Annotated in this window: 16 protein-coding genes and 6 pseudogenes; 11 read left to right on the forward strand and 11 right to left on the reverse strand. The window is 71.6% G+C overall.

What is annotated here, in order from left to right:
* Positions 1 to 124: 124 nt before the first annotated feature.
* From DRB96_RS42410 to DRB96_RS42435, 6 genes and pseudogenes are all read right to left on the reverse strand, one after another.
* Entirely contained in the window at positions 125 to 892 is a 768-nt protein-coding gene (locus tag DRB96_RS42410; RefSeq protein ID WP_112453086.1) for a hypothetical protein, read from the reverse strand.
* Between the two features lie 372 nt (positions 893 to 1,264).
* Positions 1,265 to 1,522 (reverse strand): annotated as a pseudogene (locus DRB96_RS42415) (helix-turn-helix transcriptional regulator); the annotation flags it as partial.
* A 343-nt stretch (positions 1,523 to 1,865) separates the two neighbouring features.
* On the reverse strand, positions 1,866 to 2,366 hold the full coding sequence (locus DRB96_RS42420) for a hypothetical protein (protein ID WP_204357967.1): 501 nt from the start codon (positions 2,364 to 2,366) through the stop codon (positions 1,866 to 1,868).
* Positions 2,367 to 2,505: 139 nt separating this feature from the next.
* Positions 2,506 to 3,192, reverse strand: a complete 687-nt coding sequence (locus DRB96_RS42425; RefSeq protein WP_112453087.1) for a hypothetical protein — start codon at positions 3,190 to 3,192, stop codon at positions 2,506 to 2,508.
* Positions 3,193 to 3,295: 103 nt separating this feature from the next.
* Positions 3,296 to 3,964 (reverse strand): annotated as a pseudogene (locus DRB96_RS42430) (acylneuraminate cytidylyltransferase family protein); the annotation flags it as partial.
* A gap of 165 nt (positions 3,965 to 4,129) precedes the next feature.
* The gene (locus tag DRB96_RS42435; protein ID WP_112453088.1) at positions 4,130 to 4,573 is read right to left on the reverse strand and encodes a YidB family protein; all 444 of its coding nucleotides are present in this window, start codon (positions 4,571 to 4,573) and stop codon (positions 4,130 to 4,132) included.
* A 1,218-nt stretch (positions 4,574 to 5,791) separates the two neighbouring features.
* On the opposite strand from DRB96_RS42435, the pseudogene DRB96_RS42440 reads away from it, so the two are divergent.
* Positions 5,792 to 6,178: pseudogene (locus DRB96_RS42440) on the forward strand (aspartate aminotransferase family protein); the annotation flags it as partial.
* A gap of 8 nt (positions 6,179 to 6,186) precedes the next feature.
* On the opposite strand, the gene DRB96_RS42445 reads toward DRB96_RS42440, so the two are convergent.
* On the reverse strand, positions 6,187 to 6,591 hold the full coding sequence (locus tag DRB96_RS42445; RefSeq protein ID WP_239517858.1) for a transglycosylase SLT domain-containing protein: 405 nt from the start codon (positions 6,589 to 6,591) through the stop codon (positions 6,187 to 6,189).
* A 285-nt stretch (positions 6,592 to 6,876) separates the two neighbouring features.
* Between DRB96_RS42445 and DRB96_RS42450 the strand changes: the two are divergent.
* Positions 6,877 to 7,635: pseudogene (locus tag DRB96_RS42450) on the forward strand (RNA-guided endonuclease TnpB family protein); the annotation flags it as partial.
* Positions 7,607 to 8,341 (forward strand): PKD domain-containing protein, encoded by a 735-nt coding sequence (locus DRB96_RS42455; protein ID WP_162689180.1) that lies wholly within the window; start codon positions 7,607 to 7,609, stop codon positions 8,339 to 8,341. The pseudogene DRB96_RS42450 and the gene DRB96_RS42455, both read left to right, overlap by 29 nt.
* Before the next feature lie 131 nt (positions 8,342 to 8,472).
* Here DRB96_RS42455 and DRB96_RS42460 read toward each other — a convergent pair whose 3' ends face one another.
* Entirely contained in the window at positions 8,473 to 8,658 is a 186-nt protein-coding gene (locus DRB96_RS42460) for a hypothetical protein (protein WP_112453091.1), read from the reverse strand.
* A gap of 312 nt (positions 8,659 to 8,970) precedes the next feature.
* Here DRB96_RS42460 and DRB96_RS42465 point away from each other — a divergent pair, with 312 nt between their 5' ends.
* The 7 genes and pseudogenes from DRB96_RS42465 to DRB96_RS42495 all read left to right on the forward strand — a co-directional run bounded on the left by DRB96_RS42465 (position 8,971) and on the right by DRB96_RS42495 (position 13,324).
* A complete protein-coding gene (locus DRB96_RS42465) occupies positions 8,971 to 9,546 on the forward strand; it encodes a DUF4232 domain-containing protein (protein WP_162689181.1) in 576 nt (191 codons plus the stop codon).
* Between the two features lie 725 nt (positions 9,547 to 10,271).
* Positions 10,272 to 10,937 (forward strand): extracellular solute-binding protein, encoded by a 666-nt coding sequence (locus tag DRB96_RS42470; protein WP_239517859.1) that lies wholly within the window; start codon positions 10,272 to 10,274, stop codon positions 10,935 to 10,937.
* Between the two features lie 281 nt (positions 10,938 to 11,218).
* Positions 11,219 to 11,530, forward strand: a pseudogene (locus DRB96_RS45740) (histidine kinase dimerization/phosphoacceptor domain-containing protein); the annotation flags it as partial.
* 86 nt (positions 11,531 to 11,616) lie between these two features.
* Positions 11,617 to 11,853 carry a hypothetical protein gene (locus DRB96_RS42480; protein ID WP_112453093.1) on the forward strand — a complete coding sequence of 79 codons (237 nt, stop codon included), beginning with the start codon at positions 11,617 to 11,619 and terminating at the stop codon, positions 11,851 to 11,853.
* A 26-nt stretch (positions 11,854 to 11,879) separates the two neighbouring features.
* On the forward strand, positions 11,880 to 12,080 hold the full coding sequence (locus DRB96_RS42485; protein WP_112453094.1) for a hypothetical protein: 201 nt from the start codon (positions 11,880 to 11,882) through the stop codon (positions 12,078 to 12,080).
* 56 nt (positions 12,081 to 12,136) lie between these two features.
* Positions 12,137 to 12,703: an HNH endonuclease family protein gene (locus DRB96_RS42490; RefSeq protein ID WP_239517860.1), complete on the forward strand. Its 567-nt coding sequence runs from the start codon at positions 12,137 to 12,139 to the stop codon at positions 12,701 to 12,703.
* 195 nt (positions 12,704 to 12,898) lie between these two features.
* Positions 12,899 to 13,324 carry an Lrp/AsnC family transcriptional regulator gene (locus DRB96_RS42495; RefSeq protein WP_162689192.1) on the forward strand — a complete coding sequence of 142 codons (426 nt, stop codon included), beginning with the start codon at positions 12,899 to 12,901 and terminating at the stop codon, positions 13,322 to 13,324.
* Positions 13,325 to 13,352: 28 nt separating this feature from the next.
* Here the strand turns inward: DRB96_RS42495 and DRB96_RS42500 are convergent, their stop codons facing one another.
* The 3 genes and pseudogenes from DRB96_RS42500 to DRB96_RS45745 form a co-directional block, all read right to left on the reverse strand.
* Positions 13,353 to 14,120, reverse strand: a complete 768-nt coding sequence (locus DRB96_RS42500; RefSeq protein ID WP_112453096.1) for an IS3 family transposase — start codon at positions 14,118 to 14,120, stop codon at positions 13,353 to 13,355.
* Positions 14,121 to 14,256: 136 nt separating this feature from the next.
* A pseudogene (locus DRB96_RS42505) lies at positions 14,257 to 14,466 on the reverse strand (hypothetical protein); the annotation flags it as partial.
* Between the two features lie 384 nt (positions 14,467 to 14,850).
* Positions 14,851 to 15,405, reverse strand: a complete 555-nt coding sequence (locus DRB96_RS45745) for a hypothetical protein (protein WP_239517861.1) — start codon at positions 15,403 to 15,405, stop codon at positions 14,851 to 14,853.
* A gap of 273 nt (positions 15,406 to 15,678) precedes the next feature.
* On the opposite strand from DRB96_RS45745, the gene DRB96_RS42525 reads away from it, so the two are divergent.
* Positions 15,679 to 16,098, forward strand: a 420-nt coding sequence (locus DRB96_RS42525) for a cellulose-binding domain-containing protein (protein WP_204357968.1), incomplete at its 3' end; no start/stop codon positions are given.

The raw sequence follows: 16,098 nt of genomic DNA on the forward strand, positions 1-16,098 counted from the left end.
AAAAAAAAAAACTAAGGAATCCGTAACCGCTTCCAAATCTTGCATGACCTCTATTTCCAGATCGATCTCAATCTATGCCGCGTCTAGCCAGAGCTCAAATCCCAAGACCTCTACTTCCTATGCCCTAAGTGCCTGTATTATCCCACTCCATGCCTTTCCGGGTCCCGCCCCTGGCGAGCAGCACCGCCCCCGCCCCGGCGGTGAGCGTGCATATCCCGTGGACGGCGGAGGCCACGGCGGTATCGGAGGAGTACCGCGCGATCTGCTCCGCGTCGAGCCCGGCCGTGCCGCCGAGGGCCCAGTGGAAATGCGCCGCCGCCACCACCGCGGACAGTGCCGCCGCGGCTCCCGCCACCACCCCCGTGGGTGACGGGAGCCGCGAGCCGAGGGCGCCCTGCCAGCGCCTGCCCCAGCGTTCGCGCGCATAGGGCACGAACAGGCCGGCCAGGGCGAGCGCCTGGACGATGAAGCCCGAATAGACGACGTGGAAGACCCAGGGGTCGAGGAAGGGCGTACTGGTCGCCCGCTCGGCCGCGTCCGGCCCCAGCCCCAGTGCCCTCACGAGGAGTTGGCCGGGGAAGCCGAGCACGATGGGCGTGAGCAGTCCAGTGGCGGTGAAGACCGGGACGGTCAGCAGCCAGGACGGCACCCGTCTGCCCCAGGGTCTGGTGAGCGCCAGCGCGAGCACGATCACGGCGGCGTCCATGAGCACCGTGACGGCATTGGCCGCCGTGATGAACGGCCGGGGCTCCAGCAGCACGCTGCCATCGGGTATCCCGACGCGGCTCCCGGCCAGCCAGGCGGTCTTGAGGGTCAGATAGGGGACGGTGGCGGCCATGGCCACCACGGCCAGCGCACTGCGCCCGGCCCCCGCCCGGGGAGCCCGCGGCATTGCTTCCTCGTGTGCCGGTCGCGGTGACCGTGTCGGGTGAACGGCTCGTGTGGTCATGACTCAACGGTCCCGGTTCCGCGCCCCCGCCACCTCCCCCTTGAAGGGGTCCCGAAACTGGGGCTCTGCCCCAGGCCCCGGTTCGGGGGCTGCGCCGTCGGCCACGGGGGCGTCGGCGTGCGGGGGAGCGTTAACGGCGTTAACGGCGTTAAGAGGGGACGGGGCTGCGGGCCTCGGCTCGGGGTGTGCGGCGGCCTCGGCGTTAACGGCGTTAACGCCGTTAACGGTCTGCGGCTCGGCCTTGGTGTTAACGGCGTTAATGGGTGCGGCTCCGGTGGGGGAGGCGGTGTTAACGGCGTTAATGGGGTGGAGGTCTGCGAGGCCGTTGAGGAGGCGGGCGTAGGCAGCGCGCTTGGGGGGACGGGGGGCGGTGCGGCCCGTCTCCCAGGAGGTGACCGTTTCGCGGCGGACGGAGAGGGCCTGGGCGATCTGGTCCTGGCTCAGCCCCGCGGCCTCGCGGAGGCGCTTGCGCTCGTCAGGGTGGGGGAGGGCGTCTTGTGCCGCGGCCTCTTCCAGTAGTGCGTCGACCGCGGCGAAGAGCGTGGTCTGTTCGTTGTCGTGCGCGTTGAGCATGGGAAACCTCCAGCCGCAGCTTATGCGAACCGCACCATGGAACGCACATGAAACACACGTGGGGGCGTTAACGGCGTTAACGGCGTTAACGCCGTTAACGGCGTCAGCGCCCCCGTCGTGTCAGATGCGGGTCAGCAGCAGTTCCGTGACGGCCTTGAGGTCGTCCGGCGTGAGGTGCGCGGTGAGCGCGTCCGCGATCGTTTCGGGGGACTCCGCCACGATCGTGATCCGGCGGGGGGCCGGGGCCTGTGCGGCACTGGTGTCCTGCGGGTCCCCCGGACTATCCCCGGCCCCGGTCGGTAGTCCAAACGGATTTCCGACCGGGGCGGGGCGGTGCGGGATATCAGCCGGTGTTGAGGCGGACGCTGCTGAGGATCTTCTCGTAGGTCTCCTGGCTCACTTCGCCCGGGACGCCGGCGGCGCCGTAGAGGACCCAGGTGGAGAGGTCACCGTTGGAGGTCGTGAAGCTGAAGGCGATCGACTTGCCGTCGGAGGAGCACTTGTTCTCCTTCGGCAGGCCGCTCACCGTCGCGGTCGCCATGTGGCCCTTGAGCCCGGAGGTGGTCGTGTACTCCTTCGGCTCGGAGACCTTGGTGGTGCCCTTCGGCGCCTTCTGCGCGTACCCGGCGAAGACCCAGTTGCCGGCCTCGTTGCGCGAGGCATCGGCGGTGCCCTTGGCCCCCATGCCGCCCTTGGTTCCGGAGGCGGCCAGCGAGGTCGACTCCTCCTTGCCGTCCTTGTTGGCGTCGACCTTGCACCAGTCCTCCTTGAGGAAGGCGGGTGCGGACATCATGACGAGGGGGCTGCCGTCGTTCTTGACGTCGTCCTCGAAGCCGATGGACATGCCCGAGGAGAGGACGTTCCAGTCTGCCGGGACGTCGAAGGCGGTGCCGTACTTCGGGTTGATGACGACCTTCCAGCCCGGGATGACCGGCTTGGCGTCGGCGCCGCCGCGCGGGCCGGCGGCGCCGACGCCGAGGCGGTCATCCCGGGCTGGCAGCCGTCCTCTTTACACGGGCGGCGGTCGGCGGGGCCGCGGTCTCGGGGGCATCGGCCGCCGGGCCGGACAGGGCCGGGCTCTGGAGCAGGTGGGCGACGGACTGGGCGTAGATGTTGCGGGCCCGCAGGGCATCGAGGCGCTCGTGATCGGGAAGGCCGGCCAGCAGGGACGCGAACTCCCGTGCGATGGCGTCCCGTTGGGCATCGTCGGACGTGTCGATGGCCGCGGCGCGTACCGCGAGGGCCTCGACGGCCTGCCTGGTGGTGTCGTGGAGGCCGGCGCCGGGGTCGCCGTGGCGGAGGTAGGCGTCGATGTTGGCGAGGTCTTCGTCGGTGAAGCCCTTGGGTCGGGAGAGTGCGGCTTCGTCGTTGGTTTCGGTGAGGGCGAGGTGTTTGGCGAGTTTGTCGTCGCGGTGCCAGTCGGCGTGCTTCTGGGCGTCCTTGCGGATGTCGAGGGGGAGGTCTTTCTGGTGCTGTCCGGAGCGGGTGGGGGAGTGGGTGACGATGAGGCGCTCGTAGCCGGGGGCCAGCGCGTTCTGGGTGGTGCGGTTCGTGCCGTCGGCGGTCCTGGCGGTGACCGTCGGGTCGGTGTGCCAGGCGGTCATGCGGAACCCGCCCATTTCGCTGTGGGGTTCTTCGAGGTAGCGGACGTCGAAACCCATGAGGGCCATGGCTTCGAGGTTGCCGCTGCGGAAGCCGAGGTGGCGGGTGGTGGCGTTGCGGGCGAGGTGGTCGAAGAGTTGGAACTGGCCGGTGGGGTGAGGGAGGGGAGGCGAGTACGGGGACGAGCGCGCGGGCCCGGGCCAGGTCGTGGGGGTCGTCGATCTCCAGGACCCGGGCGGGGTCGGTGGCGACGGGCACGGTCCGCCCGAAGAAGCGGTGGCGGGCGGTGCGGAATCCGGCGGCGTCCATGGCGTAGGCGGCGCCGGTCTCCAGCAGGTCCTGGGGGCGGTCCTGGCGGCGGGGGCGGTACGAGGTGTCGTGGTTGACCCCGGTCCCGGAGCCGTCGGGGGCCGCCCGCCAGAGGAAGCCGTGGAAGGGGGCCGCGGTGAGCGCGCAGTCGGCGGCGCCGGACGCGACGGCGGCGGCGACGGACTCCACGTCGGAGGCGGTGACGAAGGGGCTGGTGCACTGGACGAGGAGGACCACGTCGACCGTGACCGAGTGCAGTTCCTCGAAGGCGTCGAGCGCGTGCAGCAGGGCGGCCTCGCTGGTGGCGGTGTCCCCGGAGATCCCGGCGGGCCGCCGCAGCACGCCGGCCCCGGCGCCCCGGGCCGCGGCGCCGATCGCCTCGGAGTCGGTGGACACGAGGACGTCGGTGACGCTGCCGGCCCCCAGGCAGGCCCGTACGGCCCGCACCACCAGCGGTACCCCGCCGACGTCGGCCAGGTTCTTGCCGGGCACCCCCTTGGAGCCGCCGCGGGCCGGGATCACGGCCAGCACCCTCGCCCCGCCGGGCCGCTCCGCGCGAGCGGGGGCGGGGGTCGGTCCAGGGGTGGGGGTGGCGGTGGTGTGCGCCTGCCTCAGAGTAACCAGCCGGACGCCGAGAGGGCCCGGCCGTCCGTCCGGTGGGACGGGCTGCCGGGCCCTCGTGCACGCGGAGTGCGGTCAGAGCTGCTGCTGCTTGATGATGTCCTCCAGCGAACCGGTCGGCAGCGAGCCCTGCGGGCTCAGCTTGTCGACGGCCTGCGGCAGCGCCTGCGCGATCTGGTCGGCGGCCGCCTCCGGGCTGACTCCCGCCTGCTCGGCGACCTTGGCCAGGGTGTCGTTCGGGAGGGCCTCGGCGATCTGCGCGCCGCTGACCGGCTGGTTCTCGCCGGTGCCGACCCAGGACTGGGCCTGGTCGACCAGGCCCGACTTGGTCAGCATGTCCATCAGGCCGCCCAGCGGGTTGTTCCCCGCGCCGCCCGCCGCCTGGGCGCCGCCGCCGCCACCCATGAGCGCGCCGAGCAGCGCGCCGAGGATGTTGCCTCCACCGCCGCTGCCGCCCTGTCCGCCGCTGCCGCCGCCGAGGAGGCCGCCGAGAAGGGAGCCGAGGTCGTTACCCGCCATGGTGCTGCCTTTCGAAGAGGGACCGGGGCGCGCAGAAGGCGGCCACGGCTTCGAGATACCGACAATGTCACCCAATCCGGACACGTCTGCCACCTGGAGCAGCACCGCGCCGCCACTGCGGTAGAACGATCGGCATGATCTTCCATCTCGTCCCGCTCGCCGACTGGACCATCCGAGATCATGCCTAGCCCCGTGGGCTCGGAGATTTGAATAGGAGCCAGCCCCCGGAGCACTGACCCGCCCCCACCTGAGGACGGCCCCGGGACGCGGATCCGGGCCCGGATCCGACGCCAAACCGGGGGCACACCCGGGCACCAACCCACCAGTCGGCACGCTGCCGGCACTCCCAGGCCCGGCCCGGCGCGCCAGGCCTGGGAGTGCCCGGCACGTGCGGCACGGGCCAGTGCCCAGGAAGGGCAGCAACCTGCAGCGGCTCCCGCAGCGCGAGAGCGGTGACGGGCAGGCCCCCCGTCAGCCCGGCACAGCGCAGCCCCGCCTCGGAAGCGCAGCCCGACACCGCAGCGCAGCCCGGTGGCACAGTGCAGCCCGGCACAGTGCAGCCCCGTATCGGAGGCGCAGCTCAGCCCGGCACAGCGGCGCAGCCCGGCGGCCGTCGCCCGACCAGTGCAGCTCTGCCTTGGAGGCGCAGCCCGGCACCGCCGCCCCGCCCGGCGGCCGCTGCCCGGCGCGGTGCGGCCCTCCCTCGGAGGCGGAGCCTGGTCCTGGCTTCGGTGGGCGGCCGTCTGCGGGTCGGGGCCGTGCGGGGCAGGCCTCGGTCCTCGCAGTAGAACCCGGGCGTTAGTGCTCGAGAGCGCTTCTGACGCATGTGCACGAGCGATAGCCCCATCCCACCGACACGCTTCTGCGACCATCCTCGCCCAACAGACCCCCGTCTCAGCCCGAGATAGACCCCGGGTTGAGCGTCGGCAGCTTCGGATTTGTATAAGGGTCCGGGGGGGTGTTGGGGCGGCGGGGGGTCCCGCCCTCGCCCCGCCCTGCCGGGGCGGGGGCGGCACCCCCCGTCGCCCCAACTCCACCCAGCGCCGCACCACGCACACCGGCGCCAGACAACTCCAGGCCACCGCGGACGGCTTGAAATCAACCATTCACAAACCCGGGCGGTTACCCCATTCGGGTCTGATCGTTGTACCGCGCGGGTGCCCCGCCCCCACACCGCGGCAACGCCCGCCGCAGATCCGCTCCCGTGAGGACAACCGCATGACAGCGTCCCCCGGCACAGGCAGCGCAGCAGCCCCGCTCGCCGGCGGAATCCACGGCCCCGACGCCCTGCGGCCCCTCCTCGACACCGTCCTCGACGCCCTCGCCACCGGAGCCCGCGCCCGCGGCGGACCCCTCCCCGCCGGCGGACCCGACGCCGTCACCGCCCGCGTCGAAGCCGCACTGGGCGACATGCTGCCCGAACACGGGCACGGAGACCACGAAGCGCTCCGCACCCTCGTCCACACCCTCGCCGCCGGCGCCGCCGACCCCGCCGACCCGCTGTGCGCGGCCCACCTGCACTGCCCGCCCCTCGCCGTGGCCGTCGCCGCCGACCTCGCCGCCGGAGCCCTCAACCCCTCCCTCGACTCCTGGGACCAGGCCCCGCTGGTGGCTTAGTACCAGTGGTGGGTCTGCCAGAAGCTCCAGGCGCCGGTGGGGCTGCCGTAGCGGGAGTTCATGTAGTCCAGGCCCCACTTGATCTGGGTGGCGGGGTTGGTCTTCCAGTCCGAGCCGGCGGAGGCCATCTTCGAGGCCGGGAGGGCCTGGACGAGGCCGTAGGCGCCGGAGGAGGCGTTCGTGGCGGTGTGGTTCCAGCCGCTTTCGCGGGAAACGATGTTGTTGAACGCCGCGAACTGGGCCGGGTCCTTGATCATCTGCTGGGCGATCGCCTTGGCGTTCATCGGGGCGGCCTGCGCGGGGACCGCGGCAAGCATGGAACCGGCGACGCCCAGGGCGAGGACGGTGCCCGCGAGGGTCTTCTTGGAAGCGGCGATGCGGCGGATGACGGCGTTGGACACGGATTGACCTTCCGAAGGGGACAGGGGCGGTCGCGGCATGCCTGGGGCATGCGTGAGCCACTCACGCGGAGGAGAGGGGTTCGTCGGCGGGATCAGGAGACCGGGGGTGAACCCGGGGGATCTGCGTCCGCCCTGCGACTCATCCAGTTCTACGGGGGTTCGAGGCCGCTGGCAACGACCGCTCTTACTAGTGGTCCTCGCAGCCGGGGCGGAACGGCCCCCCGCCGGCCGGGCGGGTATCGGTGCAGGTCGGGGCTGGTGTGTGGGGGTGGATATGGGACCTTGGTCCACCGGCACCGGTCGGTGGTCGGCAAGGTCAAGACCGTGTCGGTCAAGCGCGAGGGCAAGCGCTGGTACGTGGTGCTGACCGCCGTGCAGCCCCGGCCCGAGCCGCTGCCCGCGACGGGCTCCGTCGTCGGGATCGACGTCGGGATCGCCAACTTCCTGGCCGACTCCAACGGTGAGTTCGTCCCCAACCCGCGCCACGGCCGGGCCAACGCCGAAGCTCTGGCCGAGGCCCAGCGGAGGGTTGCGGTCTTCCCCCGCGTCCGCCGCGACAAGCGGACGAAGAAGCACCGCGCCGCCGTGGCGAAGGTCGCAGCCCTGCACGGCAAAGTCCGGCGCCAGCGCCTCGACCACGCCCACAAGGCCGCACTCCGGCTCGTCCGCGTCCACGACGCGATAGCCCACGAGAAGCTGAGCATCGCCAACATGGTGCGGGCCCCCAAGCCGAAGCCCGACCCCGACGAGGCGGGCAGCTTTCTGCCCAACGGGGCCGCCGCGAAGGCCGGACTGAACCGTTCGATCCACGACGCGGGTTGGGGGGTGTTCCTCGCGATCCTCACCAGCAAGGCTGAAAGCGCCGGCCGGAGAATCATCGCCGTGGATCCCCGCAACACCTCCCGCGAGTGCCCCGAATGCGGGCACACCGCGAAGGAGAACCGCCCCACGCAAGACACATTCCACTGCCAGGCATGCGGCCGTCGACACCGCGGGCACCACGGCGCCGTGGCCGGTGACGAGCGCGGACGTGGACTTCGGTGACGGCACCACCGCGCACAGCACCGACGGCCGCTTCTCCTCCTACGCCTACAAGCAGCCGGGCGAGTACAAGGTGACGCTGACGCTCCAGGACTCCAAGGGTGGCAAGTCCACGGCGACCCGGACCGTGAAGGTCGACTACGCCGCCTCGGGCTACGTGGCCACCGAGCCGTTCCGCCTGCTCGACACCCGCACCACCAACACGCCGCTCCAGGGCGGTTACGCCAGGATCGTGAACCTGCCGAACACCACCAGCAGCGTCCCGGATCACGTGCTCTCCGGGGGCATGGCCTCGGTGGTCCTCAACGTGACCGTCACCGGTTCCACCGAGGACACCCACCTGAGCGTCTGGCCCTCGGGCCAGCCCCGCCCGGCGACCTCGAACGTCAACGTCCGCGCGGGCGGCACCTCGTCCAACACCGTCACCGTGCCGGTCGGCGCCGACGGCAAGATCCAGACACAGCTCAACTCGGGCAACGCCTCGGTGATCGTGGACTTCGTCGGCTTCTACCAGCCCAACATCGGCGAGCGGTTCTCCCCGATCACCCCGGCCCGCGTCGCTGACACCCGCACCGCGGGCGGCCCGCTGGGCGGCGGCCAGACCCGCACGGTCAAGGTCGCGCCGGGTGGTCCCAGTCGACGGCGGCGGCGGGGCTGTCGGTCGTCTGCATCGTGCGTCGTCCTTCGGGTCGGCCCCCCGGGCGGCTAACGAGCGTCCACCGATGGTGGATGCGGTCCGCGCGCCCCGCGCGGCGACGGGGCGGGGCGCCGCTCGGCCGAGCCGCTCCCCGCCCCGCCCTTCGCACGGTCTCCGGGGCTTCGCCCCGCACCCCGGTCCGGCTACGGGAGGTAGCGTTCGAGGGCCTTCGCGCCTTCCTTCTCGATCAGGAGGCGCGCCTTCTCGACCCGCTCCGGGGTCGGCTCCTGGCCGCGCGCCATCACGAGGTCCTCGGGGTCGTACGGGCGCTCCGAGCCTGTGTACAGATGGGCCGGACGCTTGGGCTGCTGGTCCGCTTCACTGGCCATCGCGTACCTCCTCCTGGGTTCCCCCTGGCCCCATCCTCCGGCCGCGCCCCCGGCGGCGCTGGCCCGGGCGCGCGAAGCCCTCGCGCACTCATCGACGTAAGAAGTCAGGGGGGAGCGGCACACGAAAGGGCTCTGGGGAATCCCCGATGCCACTCCGCTTTTGCTTGGGCTCTGACTTCGGCGCCGGCTTCGGCCGAGGCTTCCCGTACGGGCCCGGCACGGGCCGATCCCCGTGGCGTGCGACGGCAGGTGGTGCACCGCGGGGCCCGGGCCTAGTCTCGTGGGCGCGGAGATGTGTATAAGAGGCGGGTCATGGCCGGGGTGGGCGTGCTGGTGGGGACGGCGGGGCTGGTCGCAGGGTGCGAGGCGCCGCCCGCGCCCGCCCGGGCGCCGGGGCCGACGGTGTCGGCCGGGGTGCGTCCGACGCAGGTCCCGCGCGCCGACGCGTGTCCCGAGGGCGGGGTGCGGCTCTCCGAGGGGCTCGTGAACGCGGCGATGGGGTTGCGCGTGGGGGCGGTGCAGCTGGTGAACTGCGGGGATCAGCCTTACGAGTTGGAGGGCTACCCGGAGATCGAGCTGCTGGACAGGGCGAACGCCCCGGTGCGGGGGGTGTCGGTCGGCCACGGCGCGGCCGGGATCACGTCCTCCCCCACGGGGGCGGAGGCCCCGCCGGGGAAGGTGACGCTCCGACCGGGGCAGGCGGCCGAGGTGCTGCTGGTGTGGCGGAACCTGCTCACGGAGCCGGACGTCCCGGCGGCGGAGGCCTGGGGGCTCCTGGTCACGCCACGGCCGGGCGCGCCGCGGCTGGAACTGCGGCTGAAGCAGTCGGTGGATCTCGGGAACACCGGAAAGCTCGGGATCGGGGCTTGGGGGGCGACCGGGCGGTGACCTACCGGTGGCTCCGCCGGTCCGGGCGGGTGGCTCCGCCGGTCCGGGCCGGCGGTTTTATAAGAAGTACTGCGCCCGCGGATGTCTACACGGAGTAGTGCGTCGTCAGCGTCAGATGTGTCTAAGAGACGGGACCACGGGGGCCGCGCCGGGGCCGCTTGGTGGCCGCGCCGGGGCCCCCGTGGTCCGTCACGGCCGCGCAACAAGATCCGGGCAGCAGGCAACGTTCCCGCCGCACGGACGTCTGGCAGGGCGTAGAAGTCGCCTACCGGAAAAGGCTGATCGAGCAGAACGCGGAGGTACTCACCCTCGCCGGGAACCAGCTGGAGGAGCGGATGCGGCTCGCCGCGCAGCTCCCTTCCGCGCGATCATGGAACCAGTCATGAAGAAACCTCACACCTCACACCCCACCGCCCGCACCACCACCACCACCCCCGCGCGGGGCGGCAACCGCCGAGGAGGCCGCCGGGGAGGCCGCCGCCGCGCCGGCCGCCGCCGGCCCGCACGGTTCGTGCTCCCGCTGCTGCTGTGCTCGGGCGCCGTCGTCGCGGTGGCCGTGGTGGCCGGGCTGCTGCCCCGGGACGCCGACCCGCGCACGGACCTGTCCGCCCCCTCCGTGCCGGAGTCCGGGCCGTCCGAACCCGCCGCGCCGGTTCCCGCGCCGCCGCCGCCGGCGTCACCGGCGCAGTCGGCCGTCGTGGCTGCCTCTTATACACAACTGAACCGTGATCTCCAGCCAGCCCGTGCAGTACGCGAACACCAAGGGCGAGCTGGACTACGAGAACAGCCCGGGCGTGAAGAAGGCGTGGGACACCGCCGTGGCGGCGGCGAAGGGCGAACTGACGGGCAAGCTGCGGCAGTTCGACGAGAAGGGCACCTGGAACGCGGCCTTCAAGAACGCGAAGTTCGCCACGGTGGCCTGCCCCAGCTGGATGACGGGCATCATCAAGGACCAGGCGGGCCCGGACAACCAGGGGAAGTGGGACATCGCCGCACCGCCCGTGGCCGGCAACTGGGGCGGCTCGTTCCTCGCGGTCCCCAAGTCGGGCAAGCACACCAAGGAGGCGGCCGAGCTGGCCGCGTGGCTCACCGCGCCGGCGCAGCACGCCAAGGTCTTCGGGGTGAACGGCAACATCCCCTCCACCAAGGACACGCTCACCTCCGCGACCGTGCAGGACGCCAAGCTGCCGTACTTCGGTGACACCCCGATCGGCAAGATCTACTCGGAGGCCGCGGCCGGCATCACCCCCGCCCCGATCAGCCGCTGGGACGGCCAGGTGAAGACCTTCCTCACCGACAACGGCATCCTCGACATCGAGCAGCGCGGCACCGACCCGGCGAAGGCCTGGGACAACGTCAAGAAGCTGGTCGACGACAAGATCGACCAGTAGCGGCCCGCCAGCCCAGCGCCCCGCACGCCGCCGTCTGGGTCTCCGGCATCCTCGTCTGCCTCAGCGCGGCCCCCTGGCCCGGCATCCCCCTCCTCGTCCGCGCCTGGTTCGCCGCCGCCGTCACCTGGACCGTCACCCTCCTGCTGATCTTCGGCAACCACCCGATCGTCGTCTGGGGCGGCGGCGAAGCCATCGCCCTCCTCGTCTTCCTCAGCCAGGTCCTGCTCCGCGCCCCCGCCCGCACCGCCGCCGTCCTCGGCCCCCTGCTCGGCCTCGGCTGCATGGCGGTCCCCGTCCGGGACACCGACCCCGGCCGCTTCACCCTGCTCTTCTCCGTCCTCACCGTCGTCGTCGCCGCGTACTCCCTGCTGCTGCGCCTGCAGTCCGTCCAGCGCGTCCGGGAACTGCGCGCCGTACGCAGCGCCGAACGCCTGGAGCTCGCCCGCGAGCTCCACGACCTCGTCGCCCACCACGTGACCGGGATCGTCGTCGAGGCACGGGCCGCCCGGTACACCAAGGTCTCCGCCGAACGCGCCGGCGAGATCTTCGGCCGCATCGAGGCGGCCGGGGACGAGGCCCTCGGCTCCATGCGCCGCCTCGTCAAAATCCAGCCTCGTGGGCTAGAAGATGGGTATAAGCGACATCGCCGCGGCTGCCCGTACGGGGCGGGGCGGACCAGGTGTCCGCGCAGGGCGGCGGTGCGGTCCCGATCGCCTTCAAGGCGGCGTGTCCGGACTGCCGGGCCCGTTTCGAGCTGGATCCGAGCGCCCTGCGACTGGCCATCGGCGGCAGCCGGCGGGCCACCTTCTACTCCTTCACCTGTCCCGAGTGCGGTGCGCAGGTCCGCAAACCGGCCGGCGAGCGCATCGTGGAACTGCTGACCGGTGGCGGAGTGAGCACCCTGCGCAGCGTGTGAGGCGGGCGGTGGCCTAGGCTCTTGCCATGCTGTGGCCGATGCTCGCAATCGCCCTGGGTTTCCTGGGGCTCGCCGTCCTCGCCGTGCTCGCGGTGCGGGTCTTCGTGGAGGTGCGCAGGCTGTCCGGGCAGGTCGCGGACGCCGGCCGCCGGATCGCGGACGCCTCCGGCGAGCTGGAGCGGGCCGCGGTGGATCTGGCCAGGTCCGGGCGGTCCGCGCGGCCCTAGGGCCGCCTCGTATACACCTCGGACCCTTCCGACCGCTTCCTACGTTTCACGTCCAGTTGCCCACTGCCGAGGCCGCCCCTCCCACACCCATCAGCGCCGCGGCCGCCCGCTCCTACCTCGCCACGGTCACCCCGAAGACCGAGGGGTCCACCAGCGGGTACAGCCGCGACCTCTTCCCCCACTGGAGCACCGTCTCCGGCACCTGCAACACCCGCGAGACCGTCCTCAAGCGCGACGGCTCGGGCGTCGTCCAGGACTCCGCCTGCGCGGCCGTCAGCGGCAACTGGTACTCCGAGTACGACGGCGCCACCTGGACCGCCGCCTCCGACGTCGACATCGACCACGTCGTCCCGCTTGCCGAGGCATGGCGCTCCGGCGCCAACTCCTGGACCACCAGCAAGCGCCAGCAGTTCGCCAACGACCTCACCCGCCCCCAGCTCATAGCGGTCACCGACAACGTCAACCAGGCCAAGGGCGACCTCGACCCCGGCAAGTGGCTTCCCCCGCGCACGGCCTACCGCTGTACGTACGCGCGCCTGTGGGTCGACGTGAAGCAGTACTGGAACCTGAGCATGGACTCGACGGAGAAGACGGCCCTGCTCAACATCCTCAACGCCTGCTGACCCACCCGCCCACTCCACCCGCCCACTCATCCCAAGCACTTCCCGTCGCGCGGCACGAGTAACCACTTCCGGCCGCCGTACGCCCTCATACCCTTGTGGCCTTGGTCACATGCCTGCCGCAGGTGCCGCCTCAATCCGTGGACACGGCTGTGCCTGGAGCGGTCCAGGGCCGTAGGTTGTGCGGCTATGAGCGCAATGGAGGAGCTGGACCGCCAGATCGTGGATCTGCTCGTGCGGGACGGGCGGATGAGCTACACGGACCTGGGCAAGGCCACCGGACTGTCCACGTCGGCGGTCCATCAGCGAGTACGCCGCCTGGAGCAGCGCGGGGTCATCCGCGGCTACGCCGCCGTCGTCGACCCCGAGGCCGTCGGGCTGCCCCTGACGGCCTTCATCTCGGTCAAGCCCTTCGACCCGAGCGCCCCGGACGACATCGCGGAACGGCTGGCCGGGGTCCCGGAGATCGAGGCCTGCCACAGCGTCGCGGGCGACGAGAACTACATCCTCAAGGTCCGCGTCGCGACCCCGCTGGAACTGGAAGACCTCCTGGGCCGGCTGCGCGCCCTCGCACACGTCTCCACCCGCACCACGGTGGTCCTCTCCACCCCGTACGAATCCTGAGGTGTCCCCCGGAGTGTGGACACGGGGGTCATGCTGCGAGTGTGAGTTTACGTCCTCGCTGGTGTTGCCGTTCGAATTCGGCGGGTGAGAGGTAGCCGAGGGCGCTATGGCGCCGGCGGGTGTTGTAGTAGGTGAGCCACCGGAAGATCTCCAGCCTGGCCTGACGCACCGTCGTGAACACGCCCTGCACCGCTTCTCTCTTCAGTCCCTGCCAAAACGATTCAGCCAAGGCGTTGTCGTAGCTCGACCCGACACGGCCCATGCTCCGCCGGATGCCGAAACGATCGCTGACCTGGGCGAACGCGGCCGAGGTGTATTGCGAGCCCCTGTCCGCGTGGAAGATCACCCCGTCCACGTGGCCGCCGCGGGTCGCCACCGCCATCTCGAGCGCGTCGATGACCAGTCCCGTGCGCATGTGGGTGGCCATCGACCATCCAAGGACCCAGCGCGAGCAGATGTCCAGGACGCAGGCCAGGTAGAGCCATGTGCCGCCGACCTGAACGTAGGTGATGTCCCCGCACCATTTCTCGTCCAGGTCCCGGGCGGTGAAGGCCCGTCGGACCAGGTCCGCGACGGTGGCGGTGGGGGTGCGGGCGGCCATCTGGGCGATGGCGGTGCCCAGGCGGATGCGCGAGGTGTGTGCGGCGATCCAGGTGAGCGGGGTGAAGGCGTCCGAGCCCCAGGCCTCGGCGGTCCACACCGAGTCGTAGCCGAGGTTCTCGGCTTCGGCGGCGAGGTCGAGGTGGTCCGGGTTGGGGCCGCGGCCCCAGTAGCCGAGTGCGAGTCCGAGGCGCATGTACGGTCCCCTCCGCGATGCCGGCGCGAGGCCGGGTCAGTCATATCTGACGATGCGTCAGGTGACTGTAGGGCAACGGCCCCCCGCCCGGAAGGGCGGGGGGCCGCTGTGGCGTGGCGCCGGGTCGTGCGCGGGGTCAGCCGCGCTGGATGCCCGAGGTGTCGTTCAGGACGCCGCGACGGCCGTCCTGGGTCTGCGCGATCAGCGTGGCCTGACCGCGCTGCTCCACGGCCAGGTACCAGGTGCCCGGCGCCAGCTCCGCGATCGGAGCGGGGTTGCCGTCCTCCGCGAAGAGGGGGCGGGCCACCGGCACGGCGAACCAGAACGGGGTGAAGTCCGCCGGCTGGGGCGCGGGTCCTCTGCTGGGCGGGACCGGCCCGGGAAGCCGGGACAGGTGGGCGTGGGGCGGTCGGCTGGCGGGTGGCGTGTTGCCAGCGGGCCCGGACCCCGGCGAGGTGGGCGAGCGTCCGGCGGCTGCCGGTGATCACCTGGTGTGGCGAGTTCGTCAGGTCCTGAGCGAAGGCCTGGACGTGCAGGCCTGCGAGGTGCGCGTGGTGCAAGAGGGCACGCCGCAGGATCTGCTCGCCCCAGTGCTCCGGCGGTCCCGCCGGGCTGTCCAGCAGCTCCAGGGCCTCTTGCGGGCCGAACGCGGGCGTGAGTAGACCGCTTTGCTGCGCCTCCCAGAGCACGGTCACCTTGTCGACCGGCTCGCCCCGGCTGGCCAGCGAGGTCAAGCACCGGTACAGGCCGCCGTACAGCTGGGTGGTGAAGTCCTCCGGGCGCAGCCACCGCATCGACGCCAGGGCCTCCGGGTACGCGGTGGCTGTCGACAGCAGCAGCTGCTCCTCGCTGGCGACCTCGGGCCCCACCTGGAGGCTAGGTAGTGCTGGGGGAGGGGTGCGCCGGTGAGGAAGCCGGGGTCGGTGGTGTCGGTGGCGGTGAGGTTCAGGACCGCGCCCACCGAGTTCGCCGGGAGGCCGGAGATGTTGGTGGTGGCGCCGGGGGCGAGCTTGCCGGTGCTGCGGGTGTCCGCGAGGCGCTTGGGCACGACCGGCGTGAACAGCGCTTTGCCGTCCTTGCCGTAGTAGCCGACCGCGTCCAGGATCACGTGCGTGGAACCGGAGTTGGTGTAGAGGGTGATGGTGCCGTTCGGGCCGACCGGGACGATCGCCTGGTTCGACTTGTCCTTGCCCGGCTCCACGTTCAGGTTCGAGGTGGCCGGACGCTTCGCCGGATCCGGGTAGGCGATGACGTGCGCCTGCTCCGTGGCGCCCGTACCGGTCAAGTTCAGCGCGACCGCCGTGGCGTCGGCCGGGATGCCGTTGACGCCCGCGACCTTGACCGTGCGGGTCTGGCCGCCGCCCAGCGGGCCGCCCGCGGTGCGGGTGTCAGCGACGCGGGCCGGGGTGATCGGGGAGAACCGCTCGCCGATGTTGGGCTGGTAGAAGCCGACGAAGTCCTGGAAGCACCCCTCCGGCCCAGCCCGATCACCCCCACCTCATTCGGCACCGGGCTGCGCGACCGCCTGCGCGCCCTGAACTGAAAGGCACCCCACGACATGAGCCGCACGATCCCCCGCACCGCCTTGCTGGCGGCCCTCAGTCTCGTCACCGCCGCCGGCGCGACCGCCACCGTGTTCGGCACCTCCGCCGGAGCCGCCGCCGCCGGCTGCAAGGTCGAGTACCAGATCACGAACCAGTGGAACACCGGCTTCGGCGCCAACGTGATCGTCACCAACACCGGTGACCCGGTCGCCTCCTGGACCCTGGAGTGGTCCTACGCGAACGGCCAGCAGGTCACCCAGGGCTGGAACGCCACGATCAGCCAGTCCGGGGCGGCCGTCACCGCCAAGAGCCTCTCCTACAACGGAAGCCTGGCCACCGGCGGTTCCACCTCCTTCGGCTTCAACGGCACGCACACTGGCACCAACGCCATACCCGCCACCTTCAAGCTCAACGGCTGTATCTTATACCCATCT

This window comes from Streptomyces sp. ICC1 (assembly GCF_003287935.1).
GTDB classification, from domain to species: Bacteria; Actinomycetota; Actinomycetes; order Streptomycetales; family Streptomycetaceae; genus Streptomyces; species Streptomyces tritrimontium.

Excerpts from the sequence above, each read along its gene's own strand:
- DRB96_RS42410 (WP_112453086.1), bottom strand. The coding sequence starts at position 892 with ATGCCGCGGGCTCCCCGGGCGGGGGCCGGGCGCAGTGCGCTGGCCGTG.
- DRB96_RS42420 (WP_204357967.1), bottom strand. The coding sequence starts at position 2,366 with ATGTCCATCGGCTTCGAGGACGACGTCAAGAACGACGGCAGCCCCCTC.
- DRB96_RS42425 (WP_112453087.1), bottom strand. The coding sequence starts at position 3,192 with ATGGCCCTCATGGGTTTCGACGTCCGCTACCTCGAAGAACCCCACAGC.
- DRB96_RS42435 (WP_112453088.1), bottom strand. The coding sequence starts at position 4,573 with ATGGCGGGTAACGACCTCGGCTCCCTTCTCGGCGGCCTCCTCGGCGGC.
- DRB96_RS42460 (WP_112453091.1), bottom strand. The coding sequence starts at position 8,658 with ATGGCCAGTGAAGCGGACCAGCAGCCCAAGCGTCCGGCCCATCTGTAC.
- DRB96_RS42465 (WP_162689181.1), top strand. The coding sequence starts at position 8,971 with ATGGCCGGGGTGGGCGTGCTGGTGGGGACGGCGGGGCTGGTCGCAGGG.
- DRB96_RS42485 (WP_112453094.1), top strand. The coding sequence starts at position 11,880 with ATGCTGTGGCCGATGCTCGCAATCGCCCTGGGTTTCCTGGGGCTCGCC.
- DRB96_RS42495 (WP_162689192.1), top strand. The coding sequence starts at position 12,899 with ATGGAGGAGCTGGACCGCCAGATCGTGGATCTGCTCGTGCGGGACGGG.
- DRB96_RS42500 (WP_112453096.1), bottom strand. The coding sequence starts at position 14,120 with ATGCGCCTCGGACTCGCACTCGGCTACTGGGGCCGCGGCCCCAACCCG.